Genomic DNA, 18,945 nt, shown 5'->3' on the forward strand with positions numbered 1-18,945 from the left:
TTTTGCACCTCGAAATTCCCTGTTATAACAAGGCGTCGAGGTGCTTAAAATGAACGAATTTAATACGTTTTTTGCTCAAGCCTATTGGTGGTTATCCCTATTTGGTGGCTTACATTGCCTCGCGTTAGCTATTTATATTCGCTACTTCTACCACTCAAACAATAACCAAAAACTGCTTGCGGGCTTCTTGAGTCTTATCGGCTTGTACTTCCTGACGGGCATGCTCAACCGCGATAACACGCCGATCCCTATCCATGTGTTATTTAACCTGATCACCCCGATTTACTTCTTGCTCATGCCGCTGCTCTACCTCTACTGCAAACGCAGTCTAGAGCAAAACACCTCACCCATTGGCTTTTCGCGGCATTATTGGCCAGCACTACTCACCCTATGCTTGGCCATGATTGATATCGCGGTGCGGTTGAATCTACACAAAAATGCGATTTGGTTTCAGGCGGAATTCTTTAAATATCGGCAAGATATCGATTTCAGCCATTGGAGTCTGGCCTTGCCTCTGCTGCTGTTTATCCAAACGGCAACCTATTTTGTTGCGCTTTGGCGACTGTTCCAACGGCATAAACTGCGCCAGCAACAGAATAACGATGCACCGCAGCAAACCTTAAAGCTGATCCGTTTCCGCTGGTTGTTCGGCCTGACCTTAGCCATGCTATTTAACTGGTTGTTAAGGGTATTTGTGGTAGTGCTCCCCTTTTATCTTGGGCATTCACTCTCGACCCTATCCCACGCGCTGCCACGCTTAAGCCTGCTGTTAAGTTTTTACCTGCTGGCAGCTTATGGCCTCAAGCAGATCACCCGCACCGCCTATCTAAGAGGACATATGTCGGCCCCACAGCCAAAGGCAGAGCCTCAATCTTCTGAGATACTCACGCCCGAAGAGTTTGAATTCCTGCAACAACTGCAGCAGGAATCAACCGATAACAAAGAAAAATCGACCGATACGCCCCCAAAGCCACAGAACTAAATCAGCACTGAGTAATCAAAACTGGCAATATGCCACACTGAATAAACTGAACCCGAGCTGACACAAATGCAGCTTTAGGCTGTCATTTGTTAAAACAAAAGGTAGTCTGATGGAACCTAAGCATTAAGGAGGAACGCCATGAAATCATTTTTATCCCTTATCGTCGCATCAACCTGTCTGATTGCCAGCTTTATGGCACCCGCGGCTCAGGCCGACGATAGCTACACCGAGGCTTTAAATAATTTTCACCAAGCAAAGGAAACGCGCAAATTCTTTGATACCGCCTATGGTTATGCCCTTTTCCCCACTGTCGGTAAAGGCGGAATAGGTATTGGCGCCGCTTACGGCAAAGGTCGCGTCTTTCAAGCGGGGCAATATATGGGAGACTCTAGCCTGACCCAACTTTCTATCGGTTTTCAGCTAGGCGGACAAGCCTATAGCGAAATCATCTTCTTTAAGGACGCCAAATCCTACAACGAGTTCACCAGTGGCAGCTTTGAGTTTGATGCCCAGGCCTCGGCTGTTGCGATTAACATGGGCGCTAATGCTAAAGCGGGCACCACAGGTAACTCGGCAGGTGCTGGCCAAGCAGGTGGTAATCAATCGGCAACCGCAGCCTATATCAATGGTATGGCGGTATTCACGGTAGCCAAGGGCGGATTAATGTTTGAAGCCGCACTGGCGGGACAATCCTTCTCCTTCGAGCCCAGAGGCAACTAAGCTTTAGTCATGTCGTCCCCATTAAAAAAACCTCCTATCCCACAGGGTTAGGAGGTTTTCTTTTATCCTCGATGGTGCTTACTCATGTCCCCAAGGGGCTGGCGGTAAAGGTTGCGGTTGGCTCAAATCAAAATCCACTTGGAAATGACGATTCTCGCGGGTCAGCAGGTAGCTGAAAGTGCTTGGCGTAACTTCCATATGCCACACATTGGTGACTGACTGGGTCAGGCCATTTTGCATAAAGTTATCAATCGATGGCTGATCGATGGGGAATGACTGCTTTTGGCTGCTGCCGACACTCGCCGTATCGCCGCCATACATAGTCACTTTATCTTCCGTCCCGTCTTGATGGCGGTGATCATGCTTTAACCTTAAGCCTTGAGTCGTTTTCGTGATCACCCAAGTACGAGAGTGGTCATCACCCACATGGAAGGGGATTTTCAGCTCAGTATCACTGCATTCACGCACATGCATCACCAGCGCTTTATCACGAAAAGCCGCATCTGCACTGTCCGTTGACACTACTTTACCCGCAAAGGCTTTACCGCAATGGGATGCTAATTGATTGAAGAAAGTCTCTTGCGCCATGGCAAGTGCAGGTTCGGTCGCCGCATTGGCAAATACCGGCGTCGCCATCATAAGGCCGACGATTCCAAGGCGTGGTAGGGTGATAGTTTTCATTATGTTTTCCATGGAAAATTCGATGAAAAACACGCTAACACAGGGGAATAAATTTAAACTTAATTCCCCTGTTTAGCTTAGAGGCGTTACCAACCGATATACAGACGTGAACGGTTGCCTAAACGTTTTTTGATAAAGCGAGCCGTGATAATACTGCCCACCATCAGGAAGGTAAAAATCGCCGCCGAGAACAGGATGCTAGTGACCCAAGACCCTGGCGGTAAGCGATAACGCAACACAGTGGCGACCGTATTAAACAACATGTCGAATAACGGGTGGATGAAGAAAATTGCAAAGCTCATCTCGGCGGTTTCCACTAACCAAGGGATGCGGCTGCGTTTCGACAACCAATCACAGAAGTTAAGCACTAGCACACACAGACTCAGCTTTTGGATAAACTGCCAATCGATACCGTTATATTCAAAAGGCGCCTTATGGTAGTTACCAATGTGCTGCACTATGTAGCTTTGCTCAACCAGACTCACAATTAGGAAGATGACAGCTAACGCACTGAAAATCGAGCCATAGCGCGTCACAATATGTTCATCTTGGGAATATAAAATACCAATCAAATAGAAAGGCATAAAATACACCACTGAGTGGATAAAGTTGACGTTACCTATGGGTCTGTGGAGCAGAATCGCCACCACACAACTCAGCACGAATAGGGTCCAACGCATCTGCTGCGAGCAGCGGATAAACCACAAAAACACTGGCGAGAATAAAAACACCGCCATGATAAACGGGATATACCAGTGCGGATACAGGATGTAGCCGTTACGTACGGTATAGAAAACGCTCAACAGTAGCTTATCAAGCGACTGATGTTCCAAGAAAAACCAACGTAAACACAAGAAGAACAAGCCAACGGCAGAGACGACCAAAAAGGGATAAAGTACGTTTTGCACTTTATTCTTCATAAACTTGCCGTAATCGAAGTCCTTATAAAAAATCCGATGGAAAAAATAGCCAGAGATAAACACGAACAACGCCGTGCCCCCCCTGAGTAAATTTTCCAGCAATAACGGAAACCCTTCCCCAGAGTTATAAATACTGTGGCCAAGCACGATAAAAATAATCGCGATGCCGCGCATGTAGGTAAATTCGAGCTGATTTTTTCTCATATTAATTCATCGCACAGTAGAGGGTTCTTCCCTCAACAACACTTGCAGAAACCCGGATGGTGCCATGGATTTCCGGCTCATTGAACACCAAATACTGACCTTCGCGCTGAAAGGTGAACCCCAAAGGTAACAGAGTTGCGGCTTCAATGCCCTCACAATAATTCTGTAATGGCACATCCAACAACGGACTACCACTCACATTTAAGTTACTGAATTGTGAACTCATACCTAAATAGGCTTGGGTCATTTCTTCTTGATAGGGCACCACATAAAACCCAGAACGCACCTCACCCACGTCGATAAAACTGCTGCTATCGCTCACACTCGGCATCACCAATAACGGCACTTTCGGGTCTTGCACATCCTTAAGTAACTGGGTCAGTTTTTGCTCCGTCGCCGGATAGTAGGCCAGCATGTCCTGCAGCCGTTTCTTCTGCGCCATATTCTGGGCAACGGGCGGAGCAATCGGCTTGATGCGACTCAGCAGTAAATCCACGGGCAACATGCCCGACATCACTGACTCCTTCCACACATAGGCATCTTGAGTGCTATCGAGCAATATGCCAGCCAGCGCGCCGATATTCTCGGCCTCGGCCGTCCAGCCGCCAAGCATTTGCTGCTGTTGATAATAATCCTGCACGTACTGCAACAGGATTTGCTGATAGCCGAGGTAAGACTGGTTTTGACTTAAGAAACGCGCTCCCGCGATTAACTCGACATAGCGCGCACTGCCTTCGACCAAGTCATTTACATAACTGACTTTATCTTCGTTAGGCGCCGTTTGCCGCCACACTTGTAGCCAGTAAGCGGCATAGCCTAAATACTGCGCCTGCTGCTCGGGTTGTTTTAAGGCTGCCATCAAGGCATTAAACAGTTGTAAACGGTAATAGCGAGCATCGAGGTTAAGCGGATAAACCTCTCCTTCATATCGACGCGCATCCTCCAACACCCGCCACTCGGATTGGGCATAAAAATGAAACGCCTCGTGCACACTGTTGCCAGCCCAAATCACAAAAGGTAAATCGGCGGTTTTAGTCGTGCTATCGAATTGAATCGTGGGCGACTCGAGCTGGATAAGCACACCCGCTTGCCCTTGATATTGCGGGAAACCAAAGTTAATCGACAGTCCAGAGTGCAAGTTAACCGACTCTAACACGCTGTTGTCTTGGATAATTTCACCGCCGGGTTGGCGCAACCACACATTGCCTGCATAGCTGAAGAGATGCACTTTATCGTCGAGACGAAATCCTGGCCACAGGGCTTCACTCTGGCGACTGGTCTGAGCCATAAAATCGAGGTACAGGCGGGCGAGTTGTTCTGGCGAGGCCTTATCGGCGAACACGGGGGTGGCGGCAGAGACTCCTAAAAACCACAGGATCACCGCCATAATATTTTTCATTTAATTGCCTAAACACACACAATGGGTTCACAAAACAGCGCTAGCATATAGCGCAATTAACCAATAGTGAAACGTTTCACAAAAAATATTTTTACCCTTAAAAAACGTGGGTAAAGCCTATTCATTAACCACTAATAAAATCATATTTTTAGCCTAAAAGATGCAGCTATTTTCGCGACTAAGGCTTAGGCTCAGCCGGCTCATCGCCAAACCACAGCGCCAACTTATCCGCCGCTTGGGATTTCACCTCATCATCAATATAGAGCATAACCATAGTGAGCGCCGCCGCTAAGGCGCCCAAGTCATCGGTAAAGCCCACTAAAGGTGTTAAATCCGGGATCGCATCCAAGGGCGAGATAAAGTAAGCCAAGGCCCCAAAAATCACTGTCTTGGCCCACTTAGGCGTATTGGGCTTTTGCGCCGCATAATAAAGCCACAGGGCACGCTCAACCACTTCACGCCCAGCCTGACGACCAAACATTTTGATTTTGTTCCAAAAACCAGTCTCAGTGAATTGTTCTTCTGCCATGTCGACTCCTTGTAATGACGGTTAACGTAGCTCACAGTGTACGGCGATACGCGGCGGGTGTCAGGCCAAAGGCCTGTTTAAAGCGTGCCGAGAATTTTTCTGCCGATAAATAGCCGCAGGCCAAGGCGATTTGCAGCACGGAATCCGTAGAGTTTTGCAATAGTGCTAAGCCCTGACACAAACGCACTTCGGCGAGCAATTGCCTAAAACTAGTGTCTTCCTGCGCCAGTTTACGTCTTAAACTGGCACTGCTCATATGCAACTTATCGGCGATTTCCTCTTGCTGCCATGGGGCTGAAGGATGTTGCCCCAATAAGCCCAGCACAGCTTGGCTCACATTTGCAGGCTTATGACTGTAGAGCCAATTGACGCTCGCTTGCTGCGGCAGACTGAGCAGCAAGGCGGCTAAATAATGCATCTGCACCGACGTGGGTAGCGCCAAGGTCAGGCTGTGCAATAGCGCATTCCAGGCAAAATCGACCGAGCGTGAAATCGTTTGCGTGGGTTTAGGTATCACCCTGTCGGTCGCCGCCAGCATAACGCCCGTGGGCAACTCATAGGGCAAGAGGAGTTGCACCGCTCGATAGCGTCCACTCATCGGTTGATTGACGAAGCTGATATGGCTTCCGGCGGGTAACAATAATAGCTGCTCAGCATTCACGGCTAGGGCATCATCTTGCCAGAGCAGCGACTTCTCCCCTTGGATCACACGGATAATCGAGGGCTGATGCACAGGTACCCGCGAAAGTGACTGCGCCAGTTTAGAGTCGTATTCAAACATGCGGATCATGCATCAGCCCTGCACTATTAACGCTGATACACAGCGGTCAGCTTAGCGCTACCTAGGGCCTGTGCATTGAGCATAAAGCCTAATAGCGCAGGAGATGCCTCTTTAGGTAACTCTAATGGCGAGGCCAGCGCCCACACAGTAAATATATATCTGTGCATGCCATGCCCCTGCGGCGGGCAAGCGCCACCAAAGTCGGTGGTGCCAAAGTCATTCTTTAGCGCAATCGCTCCTTTAGGTAAGGCATTGGCTTTAGATGCCCGCACCTTGGGCTAGCTGTTGTTGATCGCCGTTAATATTGTAAACGGCCCAGTGCCACCAACCACTGCCTGTAGGCGCATCGGGATCATAGGCTGTCACCGCATAGGCTTTTGTGCCCTTGGGGGCGTCGCTCCAAGTGAGTTCGGGAGAAAGATTCTCACCATTACAGCCAAACCCATTAAAAACAAATTGATTCGATAATTGCTGACCTTCACCAATATCTTTACTCGATAAGGTCATGGCCTGCGCCGAGCTGAATACCGCCGTTAATAACCCAAGTCCGACTATCCACTTATGTAAATGCTTCATCACTGTCTCCTATAGATACGTAACACCGCTAATTTACGTCAGCTCCAGGTCATAAACCTGCCTCAAAACGCCAAGTTTCTTCCCTAAATGCTCAAAATTGAGAAAAAGTGTCGACTTTTTGTCATCTTTAAGCACCTAAGTGATTTTGTAAAGACATTAACTGCATTTTTATTCAAACATAGCATGCCTTATAAATTGCCAAACATATAAATACAGCGACTAGAGTGGAATTAGATATTTATTATTTATAAATTTATGCATTTTTTAATTTTAAAAATAAACTGACAATATTTACTTTCGTTATTTAGCTAATGATACTTAAGGATGATTGACTGTATTTATTTTTATAAAAACATTGAAATAAATAATTACAGTTAATTAAAAATAAGACACGGATCATATTTTTATTGATAACACATAGATAAACTCAAACCCGTAATAAAACTTACCAACCATTTTCTCTAATCTCATAATGGAGTTGTATATGAAGAGGAAATCAAAAATCATGGCTCACATCCGGCGCACCAGACATATCATGATGCCAAGCCAACGTGACTATTTCGACCATTCATACATCTTTCTTCGCTAATCTTCGCGTAGGTAGTAGGCCAATTAACAGGTCTAAAGTGGTATTGCCCTTGTAAGCGCATACACTTATCGTACTGTTTTTTTTGCAGGTTTATTATCTCGCATCTAAATCAAAGCATTCTTTAGTCAGTGCAGCCAAACTGCGGCCAAATAATTCTCTCTGGATAAATCTATCTATTTTATTCCTGGACGATTTATAGCCTCATCATATCTGCACACGGAATAGCCATATCTAATTTAATGCCATTAATATTTTTTAATTAGGTATAGGCCAAGTTGTATCCAAAACTTTTTAAAGTAAAAGGGAAATTAACGATGAAATCATTAAAAGTTGCCGCCAGCTTATCTGTTAGATCATGTTTTGAAATAGACAGAGAAGTCGTCAATGTATTAACCACAGATTTTTGCGATGTGGGTGCGGCTGTAGTCTCTGTTGATGATGTTAAACATGGTATTGTTGAGAAAATCAAAAATACCGGATTGAAACTGCCTATTTTCGTATCGGTTTGTTGTGAAGAAACCTTCCCAGATGATATTTGCTCTTCTATTACTGGGGTATTTGAGCTCTGCGGTAGCAATACCGATTTCTATGGTAAACAGGTCGAAACCGCCGTCCAAAAATATGAGCAAGCCCTATTACCGCCGTTCTTTGGCACGCTGAAAAAATACGTTGAAATGGGCAACTCCACCTTCGCCTGTCCGGGCCATCAGGGTGGTCAATTCTTCCGAAAACATCCTGTGGGTCGTCAATTTTTCGATTTCTTTGGCGAAACCATTTTCCGCTCAGATATGTGTAATGCCGACGTTAAACTCGGCGATCTGTTAATCCACGAAGGTGCGCCGCTGGATGCACAAAAATACGCGGCCAAGGTCTTTAACGCCGATAAAACCTACTTTGTGCTCAACGGCACTTCTTCTTCAAATAAAGTGGCGACCAACGCACTGCTGGCGAAGGGCGACCTGGTCTTATTCGACCGTAACAACCATAAATCCAACCACCATGGCGCGTTAATTCAAGCCGGTGCAACACCGATTTATTTAGAAACCGCCCGTAACCCCTTCGGCTTTATTGGCGGTATCGACGCCCACTGTTTCCAAGAGTCTTATTTAAGGGAGCAGATCCGCGCCGTAGCACCTGAGCGTGCCGATGAACAACGTCCATTCCGCTTAGCCATTATCCAACTAGGCACCTACGACGGCACTATCTACAATGCTCGCCAAGTGGTTGATCGTATTGGTCATCTATGTGATTACATCCTGTTTGACTCGGCTTGGGTGGGCTATGAGCAATTTATTCCGATGATGAATGACTGCTCGCCTCTGCTACTCGAACTAACGCCTGAAGATCCCGGTATTATCGTGACTCAGTCAGTACATAAACAGCAGGCAGGTTTCTCACAGACCTCGCAAATTCACAAAAAAGATAAACATATCAAAGGCCAAGCCAGATATTGCAACCATAAACGCTTCAACAACGCCTTTATGATGCATGCCTCTACCAGCCCCTTCTATCCGCTGTTTGCCGCATTGGATGTGAACGCTAAAATGCACGAAGGCGCCAGCGGCCGTTATCTATGGCGTGAAGCGGTCAAAGCCGGCATTGAAGCTCGCAAGTTACTGCTGAAAAAATGTAAATATATCAAGCCATTTATCCCAAGCATGATCGAGGGACGCCCATGGCAGGATTATCAAACCGAACAAATGGCCGATGATTTACGTTTCTTCGAGTTTGAACCCGGACAAAAATGGCACTCCTTCGAGGGTTACGAAAAAGGCCAATATTTCGTTGACCCTTGTAAATTCCTATTAACCACACCTGGAATCGATGCCGAAACCGGTAAATATACTGAGTTTGGTATTCCCGCGACTATTCTGGCTAACTTCTTACGTGAAAATAATATTATTCCCGAGAAGTGCGACTTAAATTCGATTTTATTCCTGATGACACCTGCGGAAGATATGGCAAAGATGCAACACTTAGTGTCGCAAATATCTCGCTTTGAGAAATTAGTCGATGAAGATGCGCCATTATCGGAAGTATTGCCTAACGTCTATAACGCCAATAAAGCCCGTTATAAAGACTATACCATTCGTCAACTCTGCCAAGAAATGCACAACCTTTATGTCAGCCATGACGTAAAACAACTGCAAAAAGAAATGTTCCGTCAGGCGCATTTCCCAACCAAAGTGATGGACCCGCAGGAGGCCAATCTTGAATTTATCCGCGGCAATGTTGAATTAGTGCCACTGTCGCAAATCGAAGGTCGAATTGCCGCAGAGGGCGCACTGCCATATCCACCAGGGGTGTTATGTATGGTGCCAGGTGAAATATGGGGTGGCGCAGTACAGCGTTATTTCCTAGCCCTTGAAGAAGGCATCAACTTATTACCCGGATTCTCCCCTGAATTACAAGGTGTTTATCTCGAAAGCACCCCAGAAGGAAAAATCCAAGCCCTAGGTTATGTATTAAATAAATAATTGAAATCAGACTGCAGAGTTAATTAACCCCGCTCTGCAGTCAATTTCAACCTTCTATAATGAATTATATTATTAGGTCATTATTATGAGTAAATCAGCAAATAAAATTGGCGTTATCCAATTAACGATTATTACCATAGTCAATATGATGGGCTCAGGTATTATTATGTTGCCCACCCAATTAGCGCAAGTCGGTACTATCTCTGTGCTTTCTTGGCTTGTTACCGCTGCTGGCTCAACTGCGCTGGCCTTTGCTTTTGCTAAGTGCGGTATGTTCAGTAAAAAATCCGGTGGTATGGGCGGTTACGCCGAATATGCCTTTGGCCGCAGCGGTAACTTTATGGCGAACTACACCTATGCGGTTTCGCTACTTATCGCCAACGTCGCCATCGCTATCTCCGCCGTGGGTTATGCCGCGGTGCTGCTGGAAGTAAACTTAAGCCCAATGGCTATCTGTCTTGCCACCATTGGCGTGCTTTGGTTAGCAACAGTGGCTAACTTTGGTGGCGCTCGCATTACGGGTCGCGTGAGTAGTGTGACCGTGTGGGGGATTATTCTGCCTGTAATTGGTGTGTCATTAATCGGTTGGTTCTGGTTCGACATCGACCTCTACAAAGGCGCTTGGAACCCACATGATATGCCTTTCTTCAAAGCCTTAGGCGGTTCAATCGCGATGACTTTATGGGCATTCCTTGGCTTAGAATCGGCTTGCGCTAACTCAGAGGCTGTTGATAATCCAGAGAAAAACGTACCTATCGCCGTAATGGGCGGAACCTTAGGTGCAGCACTTATCTATATTGTTTCAACCAACGTGATTGCCGGTATTGTACCCAACGCCGAGCTTGCCAGCTCAAACGCCCCATTCGGTTTAGCCTTTGCGCAAATGTTTAGCCCTGTGGTCGGTAAAATCGTCATGGCCTGCGCCATTATCTCCTGTACCGGCTCACTGCTGGGTTGGCAGTTCACTATCGCGCAAGTGTTTAAAGCCTCTGCCGATGAAGGTTTCTTCCCTAAAGTGTTCTCTAAGGTCAGTAAAGCCGATGCTCCAATTTGGGGTATGACTATCATCGTTTCGATTCAAACCTTGCTGTCTTTGATGACCATCAGTCCATCACTGAGCAAACAGTTTGAAGCCCTAGTGAACCTCGCCGTAGTGACTAACATTGTGCCTTACATCCTGTCGATGGCAGCCCTAGGCGTGATGCAAAAACAACTCAAAGTGCCCGCGAACAAGGCCCGTGTCGCCAACGTGATTGCGGTTATCGGCGCCCTGTATAGCTTCTACGCCCTCTATAGCTCTGGTGAAACCGCCGTGATGTTAGGCGCTATCGCGACCTTCTTCGGTTGGACCATCTACGGGGTGATTTCTAATAAAACACCAACAGCTGAGATCAAAGCGGCGTGAGCACGTCTCCCCTGCGATTCTCACCCATTACTAGATAAGAAACATAAAACCAATCCGTCTTCAGGGACCTTAAGCCACAGTGCCTAAGGTCCCCAGACAAAACTTGCCTAATTTCAGTGGAACTATGAAAAAAACATGCATCGCTCTAATGCTACCTATGCTGTTGGCCGCCACCAGCAGCCAAGCGGTTGAACTCTATAACGATCAAAAAAACTCATTAGATTTAAGTGGTTGGTTAGGCTTCGCGGCACTCAACGACAGCCACGATACCTCAGTAATTGATGACTCCTCCCGAGTACGATTTAGCTTTGAACGCAGCGAGAGAAATGGGTGGACCGCCTTTGCCACCACAGAATGGGGCATCAACATGGTGTCCAGCGATGACAGTTTAGTGATGCAAGGTGGCAAACTAGCCGCCGAAAAAACCGAAGACTTCCTCTATAACCGTTTAGGTTATGTCGGTATGTCACACGATGAATGGGGTAGCCTCAGCTTTGGTAAGCAATGGGGCGCTTACTATGATGTCGCAGGCACCACGGATTTACCGAACGTCTTCGCCGGATATAGTGTCGGCGCCTACGCCTTTAGCGATGGCGGCTTAACCGGAACAGGCCGCGCCGACTCCGCGTTTATCTACCGTAATAGCTTTGGCCCAGTGCAAATCGCCCTGCAATACGCCGCCAAAACCAATGGCAATGTCACCTTAAAAAACGATGACGGCAGTGAAATGGCTAACTCTGAGCTCGATTTTGACAGCAGCTACGGCGCCAGTCTGACCTACTCACTCACCGATAAATTTAAGCTGCTCGCCGGCTTTAACCGTGGCGACTTTGAAGGCCATCTAGGTAACACTCAAGTCGATGAAACTAACGAAATCGTCGGTATCGGCGCCATGTATGGTGATTACTATCACTACGCCGATAACCGCGAAGCCAGCGGTCTCTACGTCGGCTTTAACGCCCATCAGAGTAAGAACAATGAGTTGGTCGGCGGCGAACTCTACGACGCTACTGGCGCTGAGCTGATGACGGCCTATCAATTCGATAATGGCTTTGTGCCTATGATTGTCCTCAGCTATTTGGACCTAGATACAGATGCCAGCACACCCATCCAAGGCAAATGGACCCGCCAATTCGCCATGCTTGGCCTGCACTACCGTTACAGTAACGACACTGTGATGTTTGCCGAAATGAAGTTAGATTTCAGCAACATGGATGATTCAGCACTCGAAGCGCAGGAAGATAATGGCTTTGCGGTAGGGATTAACTACTTCTTTTAGGAATGGAAAGTCTTCATCAGGCTCTCCCGTACATTGAGGGATAGTGGCTCACGTTCCTCATATCCGTGGGCCCATTTGAGACTGAGGTGCGGCGCACGTTCCGTCTACAAACGCTCGCCACACACTCATTGGATGGTACCGCTGGTTTACCATCATCTCTGCGCCACTCCAAATAGGTTTGCTGGAGTGGCTTTTTTTCGCCGTTACTTAGCGTGCTGACGGCCTGAAGAGGCTTTGTTTCCACGACCTTGGTGGCCAGCCTTACCCTGCTCTGATTTTCCCTTAAAGCCCGACTGACCAAAAGGTGCCTTAGCCCCCGGACGACTGCTCTTAGGCTGCTGATTTTGCGCTGCATTCGCACCAGACTTAGGTCCCTTAGGCTTGCTTGCGCTCGGTTTGCCTTTGGCATCGCCTTTGCCCTTACGCTCATCGAACTGATTACCCGAGAAACGCGTCAGAGCTTTTTGCCCTTGGTTAGCATCCTTCATCCATTTCGGACCACGTTCGTTGCGCCCCTCAGGTGGAACCAGGTGATTCGGACTGTTACCAATCAAATCTTCACGTCCCATGGCAATCAAACCTTCGCGGATGATAGGCCAACCCGCTGGATCATGGTAACGCAGCAGCGCCTTATGCAGGCGGCGTTGGCGGCCCTTCTTCGGCACTGGCACCACTTCACTTGTGTGCTTCACGTTTTTCAACGAGTTCAACTCAGTGTGATAAATGGTCGTCGCATTTGCCATTGGCGATGGATAGAAGTTTTGCACTTGGTCGAGCTTAAACTTACGCTCCTTCAACCAAAGCGCGAGGTTGAGCATATCCTCGTCGGTCGTGCCCGGATGCGCCGAAATAAAATAAGGGATCAGGAACTGTTCTTTACCCGCTTCCTTAGAATACTTGTCGAACAGCTCTTTAAACTTATCGTAGGCGCCCATGCCGGGTTTCATCATCTTGCTGAGCGGTCCTTCTTCGGTATGCTCAGGGGCAATTTTCAAATAGCCGCCCACATGGTGCTGGACCAACTCTTTGACATAGGCCGGATCTTCAATCGCTAAGTCGTAACGCACGCCCGAAGCAATCAAGATTTTCTTAATGCCGGGCACGGCACGAGCGGCGCGGTACAAGTCGATAGTATGTTTATGATCTGTGCCTAAATGGCCGCAAATCGATGGATACACACAAGATAAACGGCGACAGGTTTTCTCCGCTTTTTCGCTGGTACAGCCGAGGCGATACATGTTGGCGGTGGGGCCGCCTAAGTCGGAAATCACCCCAGTAAAACCGGGAACCTTATCCTGAATATCTTTGATTTCTTTGATAATCGACTCTTGCGAACGGCTCTGGATAATCCGGCCTTCATGCTCGGTAATCGAGCAGAATGAACAGCCACCAAAGCAACCGCGCATGATGTTGATCGAGGTTTTGATCATGTCATAGGCGGGGATTTTGTCCTTACCGTAGGCAGGATGCGGCACCCGTTGATAGGGTAAATCGAACACGGCATCCATCTCGTCGGTATTGAGCGGCCAAGCCGGTGGGTTCACCCACACACCACGGTCACCGTGGGGCTGGAACAGCGCTCGCGCACAACCCGGGTTTTGCTCTTGGTGCAAAATCCGCGAGGCATGGGCGTATAAGTATTTGTCCTCAGAGACCTTTTCAAAGGCTGGCAGCAGCACATAGGTTTTATCCCAAGGCTTAGGGCGTGGTGGCTGCACACTGATGGGTTTTGGTGCATCGTTATCGAAAATTTTAACATCCGATGGGCCAGATAAATTGGCACAGCCCACATCGTCGGCCCCATAGGGGTTCGGGATAGGATCGATCTTATGCAGCTGATCTATCTTGCGAGAATCCATCCCACGCCACTCGGGCATAGGCTCTTTACGGATAACGGCAGTGCCGCGCACATCCTGAATATCCCCAATGGCTTCACCCGCGGCTAAACGACGCGCCACTTCGGCCAGCGGACGCTCGGCGTTGCCGTACATCAAGATGTCGGCCTTGGCATCGAAAATCACGCTGCGACGGACTTTGTCCGACCAATAATCATAGTGCGCAATACGGCGCAGACTCGCCTCGATGCCGCCAATGATCACTGGCACATCTTTAAAGGCTTCTTTACAACGTTGGGTATAAACGGTCACTGCACGATCGGGGCGCTTACCGCCCACATCGCCAGGAGTATAAGCATCATCGCTGCGGATACGACGGTCGGCGGTGTAACGGTTGATCATCGAATCCATATTGCCGGCGGTGACACCAAAAAACAGATTCGGGCGACCAAGCTGCATAAAGGCATCTTTGCTCGACCAATCGGGCTGAGAAATAATCCCGACGCGGTAGCCTTGGGCCTCTAACATCCGGCCAATGACCGCCATGCCAAAGCTCGGGTGGTCCACATAGGCGTCACCAGTGACAATAATAATGTCACAGCTGTCCCAGCCTAATTTCTCCATCTCCTTGCGAGACATAGGTAAGAAAGGCGCGGTGCCGAAGGACTCGGCCCAATACTTGGGATGGCTAAACAGTGTGGATTCAACTTGCATCGATTTTGACCCAAAAGCGTAATGTCAAACAAAGGTGCAGGCAAAAACAGGCCGCACCGATTTAGGGACGCGGAGTATAGCAGGCAAACAGGGATAAGTGCGATTAAAAAAACAGCAGCCGAGGTGTTTTTCGGGGTATTTGCACCAATGTGCTCAATACCCCTAAAGTGGCTATGGATATGGCTTAGACGGCCATTACCCTATCTCAGCCATTACAGACTTTGGGCAAAATGCACTAAGTTGACTAAGGCTAGGCTGATAGTCACTAACCAAGTGAGCAACACGCCCCAAAAACGGCCGAAATGATAACCGCCTTTCCCCTGAGTTAACCCTATCGCATGGAGCAAGCGCGCCACAATCCACAGGGTACCAAAACAATGCAAATAGAAATGCGCTAAGCCACCCGCCTCGGCCACCAGCATTAAAATCAATACGATGGGCGCATTCTCAATCAAATTCGCATGTACCCTGCCCGCCAGCGCCAAGGCATTGTTACCACCATCGCCGATACCGATTTTTTGGCTTCGTCTTAATTTCACCACTCGATAAGCCAGCGCTATTATCAACAACCCAGTCAAGCTGGCGTAAAACCCTGTTACCATCAACGGCATAGCGATTCCCTTTTGATTAACATCACCGCGGTGTAGACCGCAAAAATTCAGCAATTTATTTGTATTAAGCTTAAAAGCCATTAACCTTTTAGCGACAAGATAGGTTAATATGCGCGCGTGATCTCTTACAACTTTTTATACAGTGAATAGCCCGATTGGATAACGAACAGTTTCTCGAAAAGCGTAAATTTATCATTAAGCTAGGCAAGGCTTTACATAAGTTTGGCACACCCGCTTACCGTCTTGAAACCCATTTGCAAACCGTCTCACGGACACTCGGAATCGAAGGTTATTTTTTAATCTCCCCGACCTCGATGACCTTCGTATTACAACACGATACCGATCAAGAATATAACCATGTTGCGCGGGTTAAACCCGGCGAATTGGATTTAGGCTCCCTCGCCCGCACCGATGAACTGGTAGATGAGCTCACCTCGGGTAAACGCACACTCACCGAAGCCTTAGACAGGCTAGAGGAAATTGCCAACAAACCCAACCCCTACGGCCCAGCATTAACCTGTTTCTCCTTTGGCACCTCGGCGGCCGCCTTTGCCATGTTGATGGGCACGGGTTGGAACGATGTCTTTTGGTCAGGCTTGTTAGGCTTGCTAGTCTATGGTTTTGTGTACCGCGCCGAGCGTTCGACGCGCATGGCAGAAGTGTTAGAGCCTTTCGCGACGATTGTTTGCGCCATTGCCGCCTGCGCCATTGCCCGCATTGACCCCAATATTAATATTCCCGTGGTGATCCTCTCCTCCATCATCATCTTTATTCCTGGCTTAGCCTTAACCTTAGGATTGGCAGAACTGGCGGCACGCGACCTGATCTCGGGCACAGCGCGGATTATGGACGCTAGTATGTTGTTGTTTAAGCTGTACTTTGGCGCAGTGCTGGGAATGGCGATTGGTAAAGCCTTCTTCGGTGAAGCCATTCATATCGAACCTGAGGGCTTACCACGCTGGGCGATTTGGTCGGCGGTGCCGATCCTGTCGATGGCACTGGTGTTTATCTTTAAGGCACGGATGCAAGATTCACCTTGGGGCGTACTGGCGGGGATAGTGGCATTCTTCTCCGCCATGTTAGGCGGACACTTTTTTGGGGATTCTGTCGGGATCTTCTTCGGCGCCTTGGCGGTAGGGGTTTATTCCAATCTCTATGCCCGTTGGATGAAGGCGCCCGCCTCGATTGCACTGCTGCAAGGTATTGTGATCTTAGTACCCGGCAGTAAAACCTACATAGGGCTGAACGCGCTGATCTCCGGCGAAACCATGCTTAACCAATCCCATATTGGGTCGCAGATCTTTTTGATCTTTATGTCGCTTATCGCCGGACTGATTTTTGCCAACGTCGTGGTACCACCAAGACGCACGCTGTAACATCTCCTCTCAGGGCTGGCGCCAACTCCAGCCCGATTCTTAAAGCAACCTTAAGTAAAATCATAATCTTATTAAAATGTTTCCTTGACTAATGGCCACTTCCCGTGTGTTATTAAATTGTGAAGCGCAGCAGAACCTTAAGCTGTCGCCATCCAGTTTACGGGAGTGGTTTTATGCAGAAGTTTACCCTGTATGCATCGATTCTACCTTGTTGCCTCTGTGGTCTAGTCAACCTAGCCAGAGCGGATGAGGCTTTGCCTAAAACGCCCCCCGAGGAAGCCCCTAAAAAAGTCAGCAAGATTGTCGTGGTGAGCAACCCGATTTTCGATGAGTCCGATCCCGACGCATTTTTTATCCACCGCTGGGCTAACTATCTGCATATCAACACCAAGGAATATGTGGTTCGAGATAGGCTGACCTTTGATGAAAACGATACTGTTACCCAAAAAGACCTCGATGAGTCACAACGTTTACTGCGCGCCGAACCCTATATCCGCGATGCAAAAGTCTATGTCAGCGAGAAGGATCCTGAGTCCGACGTCCACCCAGATGATGAATCGATTGTTATCGAGACCTGGGATAACTGGTCACTGCTCCCCACTGCCAGCTTCAGTAGCTCGGGCGGTGACACCCGTTACTCCTTTGGCGTGAAAGAAGACAACCTCTTCGGTACAGGCATACGCACCCGCTTAAAATATCAATCGGATGAATCCCGTACCGGCTATAAGTTTGCCTTCGAAGCGCCCATTAGCATTATCGACCACGGTATTGTCGCCGCCGAGTTTTACGATAATAGCGATGGCCAAGCTAAGCATGTGTATGTCAGCAAGCCTTTCTATTCATTGAATACTGAGACCATGTACTCGGCGGAGTTTTTGGATGATAGCCGCACCGATATCTTGCGCCAGAACGGCCATGAGGTGAACGAGTTTGAACACACTGTCGACTATCTCAATCTGCAATATGGCTGGTTAATCAATAAGAATAACGAACACTTATCGCGTTTTATCACCGGTTTTACCCAAGATAAGCATGAGTTTGCCAATTCAGAGGTTTACCCGACTTCCGAGTTACCGCAGGACAGGGACTTTATGTATCCTTGGGTCGCCTATGAGTTTATTCAGGACGACTTTCAGGTACTCAATAATGTGCACCTTATTCGTAATAACGAAGACTTTAACTTAGGTTGGCACCACTATATTCAATTGGGTATCGAAACCAATGATATCGGCGACAATAACCCAGTGGGTTACCACTTCAAATGGCAAACCACCCGCGGTTACAAGTTTGATGAGCATTTATGGTTACTCGAAATGGGCGCCACCAGCACCTTAGGCACCACCCAAAAAGATACTTATCAAGCCAATGTTCAAGCCGAATACTTCTATCAAATCAATCCTAAATGGATAGCCTATGGCAAAGCGTGGGCGAGTGTGTCGAATAACACGTACCTCGATCTCACCGAAGGGCTCGGCGATGAAACCGGGGTTCGCGGTTATCCCAACGAATATCAACAGGGCGATAACCAATGGTTACTCACCGCCGAAATCCGTAATTATCCCAATATAAACTTATACCAATTGGCCGAACTCGGCTGGGCGGTATTTGCCGATGTCGGCCAAGCCTCGGGCGGTCCGTTAGCGGCCAATAACGAGGTCAGCGGTCCGCTTGCCAGTGTCGGTATTGGCGCGCGGATTTATTCCTCTCGCTCCAGTTACGGCAACGTCGCCCATATTGACCTCTCAGTGCCCTACACAGGGGGCGATTCGGTCAACAGTTGGGAATGGCGTTTTCTGGTGAAGCGCAGCTTCTAATCCATGGTTTAGCGCGCCTAGGATATGCGCCTCGTTTTATCGCTGAGCACGCA

At 48.2% G+C, this 18,945-nt stretch carries 14 protein-coding genes and 1 pseudogene; 7 read left to right on the plus strand and 8 right to left on the minus strand.

Annotated features, from left to right (window positions below; translation table 11 throughout):
- The first annotated feature begins 49 nt into the window (after window positions 1–49).
- Window positions 50–982, plus strand: coding sequence for a hypothetical protein (locus tag N7386_RS19945; protein WP_279770601.1), 933 nt, complete (start codon window positions 50–52; stop codon window positions 980–982).
- Window positions 983–1,120: 138 nt separating this feature from the next.
- Complete coding sequence (locus N7386_RS19950) at window positions 1,121–1,702, plus strand: lipid-binding SYLF domain-containing protein (RefSeq protein ID WP_011624854.1); 582 nt, start codon at window positions 1,121–1,123, stop codon at window positions 1,700–1,702.
- Between the two features lie 78 nt (window positions 1,703–1,780).
- On the opposite strand, the gene N7386_RS19955 is transcribed toward N7386_RS19950, so the two are convergent.
- The 6 genes and pseudogenes from N7386_RS19955 to N7386_RS19980 form a co-directional block, all read right to left on the minus strand.
- Window positions 1,781–2,338 (minus strand): hypothetical protein, encoded by a 558-nt coding sequence (locus N7386_RS19955; protein ID WP_279771081.1) that lies wholly within the window; start codon window positions 2,336–2,338, stop codon window positions 1,781–1,783.
- Between the two features lie 131 nt (window positions 2,339–2,469).
- Window positions 2,470–3,507 (minus strand): acyltransferase, encoded by a 1,038-nt coding sequence (locus N7386_RS19960; protein WP_220054088.1) that lies wholly within the window; start codon window positions 3,505–3,507, stop codon window positions 2,470–2,472.
- Window position 3,508: 1 nt separating this feature from the next.
- A complete protein-coding gene (locus N7386_RS19965; protein ID WP_011718600.1) occupies window positions 3,509–4,906 on the minus strand; it encodes a hypothetical protein in 1,398 nt (465 codons plus the stop codon).
- Window positions 4,907–5,084: 178 nt separating this feature from the next.
- A complete protein-coding gene (locus N7386_RS19970) occupies window positions 5,085–5,435 on the minus strand; it encodes a YkvA family protein (protein WP_279770606.1) in 351 nt (116 codons plus the stop codon).
- A gap of 31 nt (window positions 5,436–5,466) precedes the next feature.
- Window positions 5,467–6,225, minus strand: a complete 759-nt coding sequence (locus N7386_RS19975) for an AraC family transcriptional regulator (protein WP_279770608.1) — start codon at window positions 6,223–6,225, stop codon at window positions 5,467–5,469.
- A gap of 17 nt (window positions 6,226–6,242) precedes the next feature.
- Window positions 6,243–6,792, minus strand: a pseudogene (locus N7386_RS19980) (YbhB/YbcL family Raf kinase inhibitor-like protein).
- 903 nt (window positions 6,793–7,695) lie between these two features.
- Here N7386_RS19980 and speF point away from each other — a divergent pair.
- From speF to N7386_RS19995, 3 genes are all read left to right on the plus strand, one after another.
- Window positions 7,696–9,858: an ornithine decarboxylase SpeF gene (speF, locus tag N7386_RS19985; protein ID WP_279770610.1), complete on the plus strand. Its 2,163-nt coding sequence runs from the start codon at window positions 7,696–7,698 to the stop codon at window positions 9,856–9,858.
- Between the two features lie 85 nt (window positions 9,859–9,943).
- A complete protein-coding gene (gene potE, locus N7386_RS19990) occupies window positions 9,944–11,263 on the plus strand; it encodes a putrescine-ornithine antiporter (RefSeq protein WP_023265992.1) in 1,320 nt (439 codons plus the stop codon).
- A gap of 124 nt (window positions 11,264–11,387) precedes the next feature.
- Window positions 11,388–12,542 carry a porin gene (locus N7386_RS19995; protein ID WP_099457124.1) on the plus strand — a complete coding sequence of 385 codons (1,155 nt, stop codon included), beginning with the start codon at window positions 11,388–11,390 and terminating at the stop codon, window positions 12,540–12,542.
- A gap of 203 nt (window positions 12,543–12,745) precedes the next feature.
- Here the strand turns inward: N7386_RS19995 and N7386_RS20000 are convergent, their stop codons facing one another.
- Both N7386_RS20000 and N7386_RS20005 read right to left on the minus strand, forming a co-directional pair.
- A complete protein-coding gene (locus N7386_RS20000; protein WP_279770613.1) occupies window positions 12,746–15,091 on the minus strand; it encodes a YgiQ family radical SAM protein in 2,346 nt (781 codons plus the stop codon).
- A 212-nt stretch (window positions 15,092–15,303) separates the two neighbouring features.
- Window positions 15,304–15,702, minus strand: coding sequence for an MAPEG family protein (locus N7386_RS20005; RefSeq protein WP_011624394.1), 399 nt, complete (start codon window positions 15,700–15,702; stop codon window positions 15,304–15,306).
- A 155-nt stretch (window positions 15,703–15,857) separates the two neighbouring features.
- Here N7386_RS20005 and N7386_RS20010 point away from each other — a divergent pair, with 155 nt between their 5' ends.
- Together N7386_RS20010 and N7386_RS20015 are read left to right on the plus strand one after the other, a co-directional pair.
- Window positions 15,858–17,078, plus strand: coding sequence for a threonine/serine exporter family protein (locus N7386_RS20010; RefSeq protein WP_011624395.1), 1,221 nt, complete (start codon window positions 15,858–15,860; stop codon window positions 17,076–17,078).
- A gap of 173 nt (window positions 17,079–17,251) precedes the next feature.
- On the plus strand, window positions 17,252–18,892 hold the full coding sequence (locus tag N7386_RS20015) for a hypothetical protein (RefSeq protein WP_279770617.1): 1,641 nt from the start codon (window positions 17,252–17,254) through the stop codon (window positions 18,890–18,892).
- Window positions 18,893–18,945: the final 53 nt, after the last annotated feature.

This window comes from Shewanella sp. GD04112, from assembly GCF_029835735.1.
In the GTDB taxonomy this organism is placed as follows: Bacteria; Pseudomonadota; Gammaproteobacteria; order Enterobacterales; family Shewanellaceae; genus Shewanella.

What these genes read in the sequence shown, in the direction of transcription:
- N7386_RS20000 (WP_279770613.1), bottom strand. Translation starts at nt 15,091, where the DNA reads ATGCAAGTTGAATCCACACTGTTTAGCCATCCCAAGTATTGGGCCGAG.
- N7386_RS19995 (WP_099457124.1), top strand. Translation starts at nt 11,388, where the DNA reads ATGAAAAAAACATGCATCGCTCTAATGCTACCTATGCTGTTGGCCGCC.
- N7386_RS20005 (WP_011624394.1), bottom strand. Translation starts at nt 15,702, where the DNA reads ATGCCGTTGATGGTAACAGGGTTTTACGCCAGCTTGACTGGGTTGTTG.
- potE (WP_023265992.1), top strand. Translation starts at nt 9,944, where the DNA reads ATGAGTAAATCAGCAAATAAAATTGGCGTTATCCAATTAACGATTATT.
- N7386_RS19970 (WP_279770606.1), bottom strand. Translation starts at nt 5,435, where the DNA reads ATGGCAGAAGAACAATTCACTGAGACTGGTTTTTGGAACAAAATCAAA.
- speF (WP_279770610.1), top strand. Translation starts at nt 7,696, where the DNA reads ATGAAATCATTAAAAGTTGCCGCCAGCTTATCTGTTAGATCATGTTTT.
- N7386_RS20015 (WP_279770617.1), top strand. Translation starts at nt 17,252, where the DNA reads ATGCAGAAGTTTACCCTGTATGCATCGATTCTACCTTGTTGCCTCTGT.
- N7386_RS19960 (WP_220054088.1), bottom strand. Translation starts at nt 3,507, where the DNA reads ATGAGAAAAAATCAGCTCGAATTTACCTACATGCGCGGCATCGCGATT.
- N7386_RS19945 (WP_279770601.1), top strand. Translation starts at nt 50, where the DNA reads ATGAACGAATTTAATACGTTTTTTGCTCAAGCCTATTGGTGGTTATCC.
- N7386_RS19965 (WP_011718600.1), bottom strand. Translation starts at nt 4,906, where the DNA reads ATGAAAAATATTATGGCGGTGATCCTGTGGTTTTTAGGAGTCTCTGCC.
- N7386_RS19955 (WP_279771081.1), bottom strand. Translation starts at nt 2,338, where the DNA reads ATGGCGACGCCGGTATTTGCCAATGCGGCGACCGAACCTGCACTTGCC.
- N7386_RS19975 (WP_279770608.1), bottom strand. Translation starts at nt 6,225, where the DNA reads ATGATCCGCATGTTTGAATACGACTCTAAACTGGCGCAGTCACTTTCG.
- N7386_RS19950 (WP_011624854.1), top strand. Translation starts at nt 1,121, where the DNA reads ATGAAATCATTTTTATCCCTTATCGTCGCATCAACCTGTCTGATTGCC.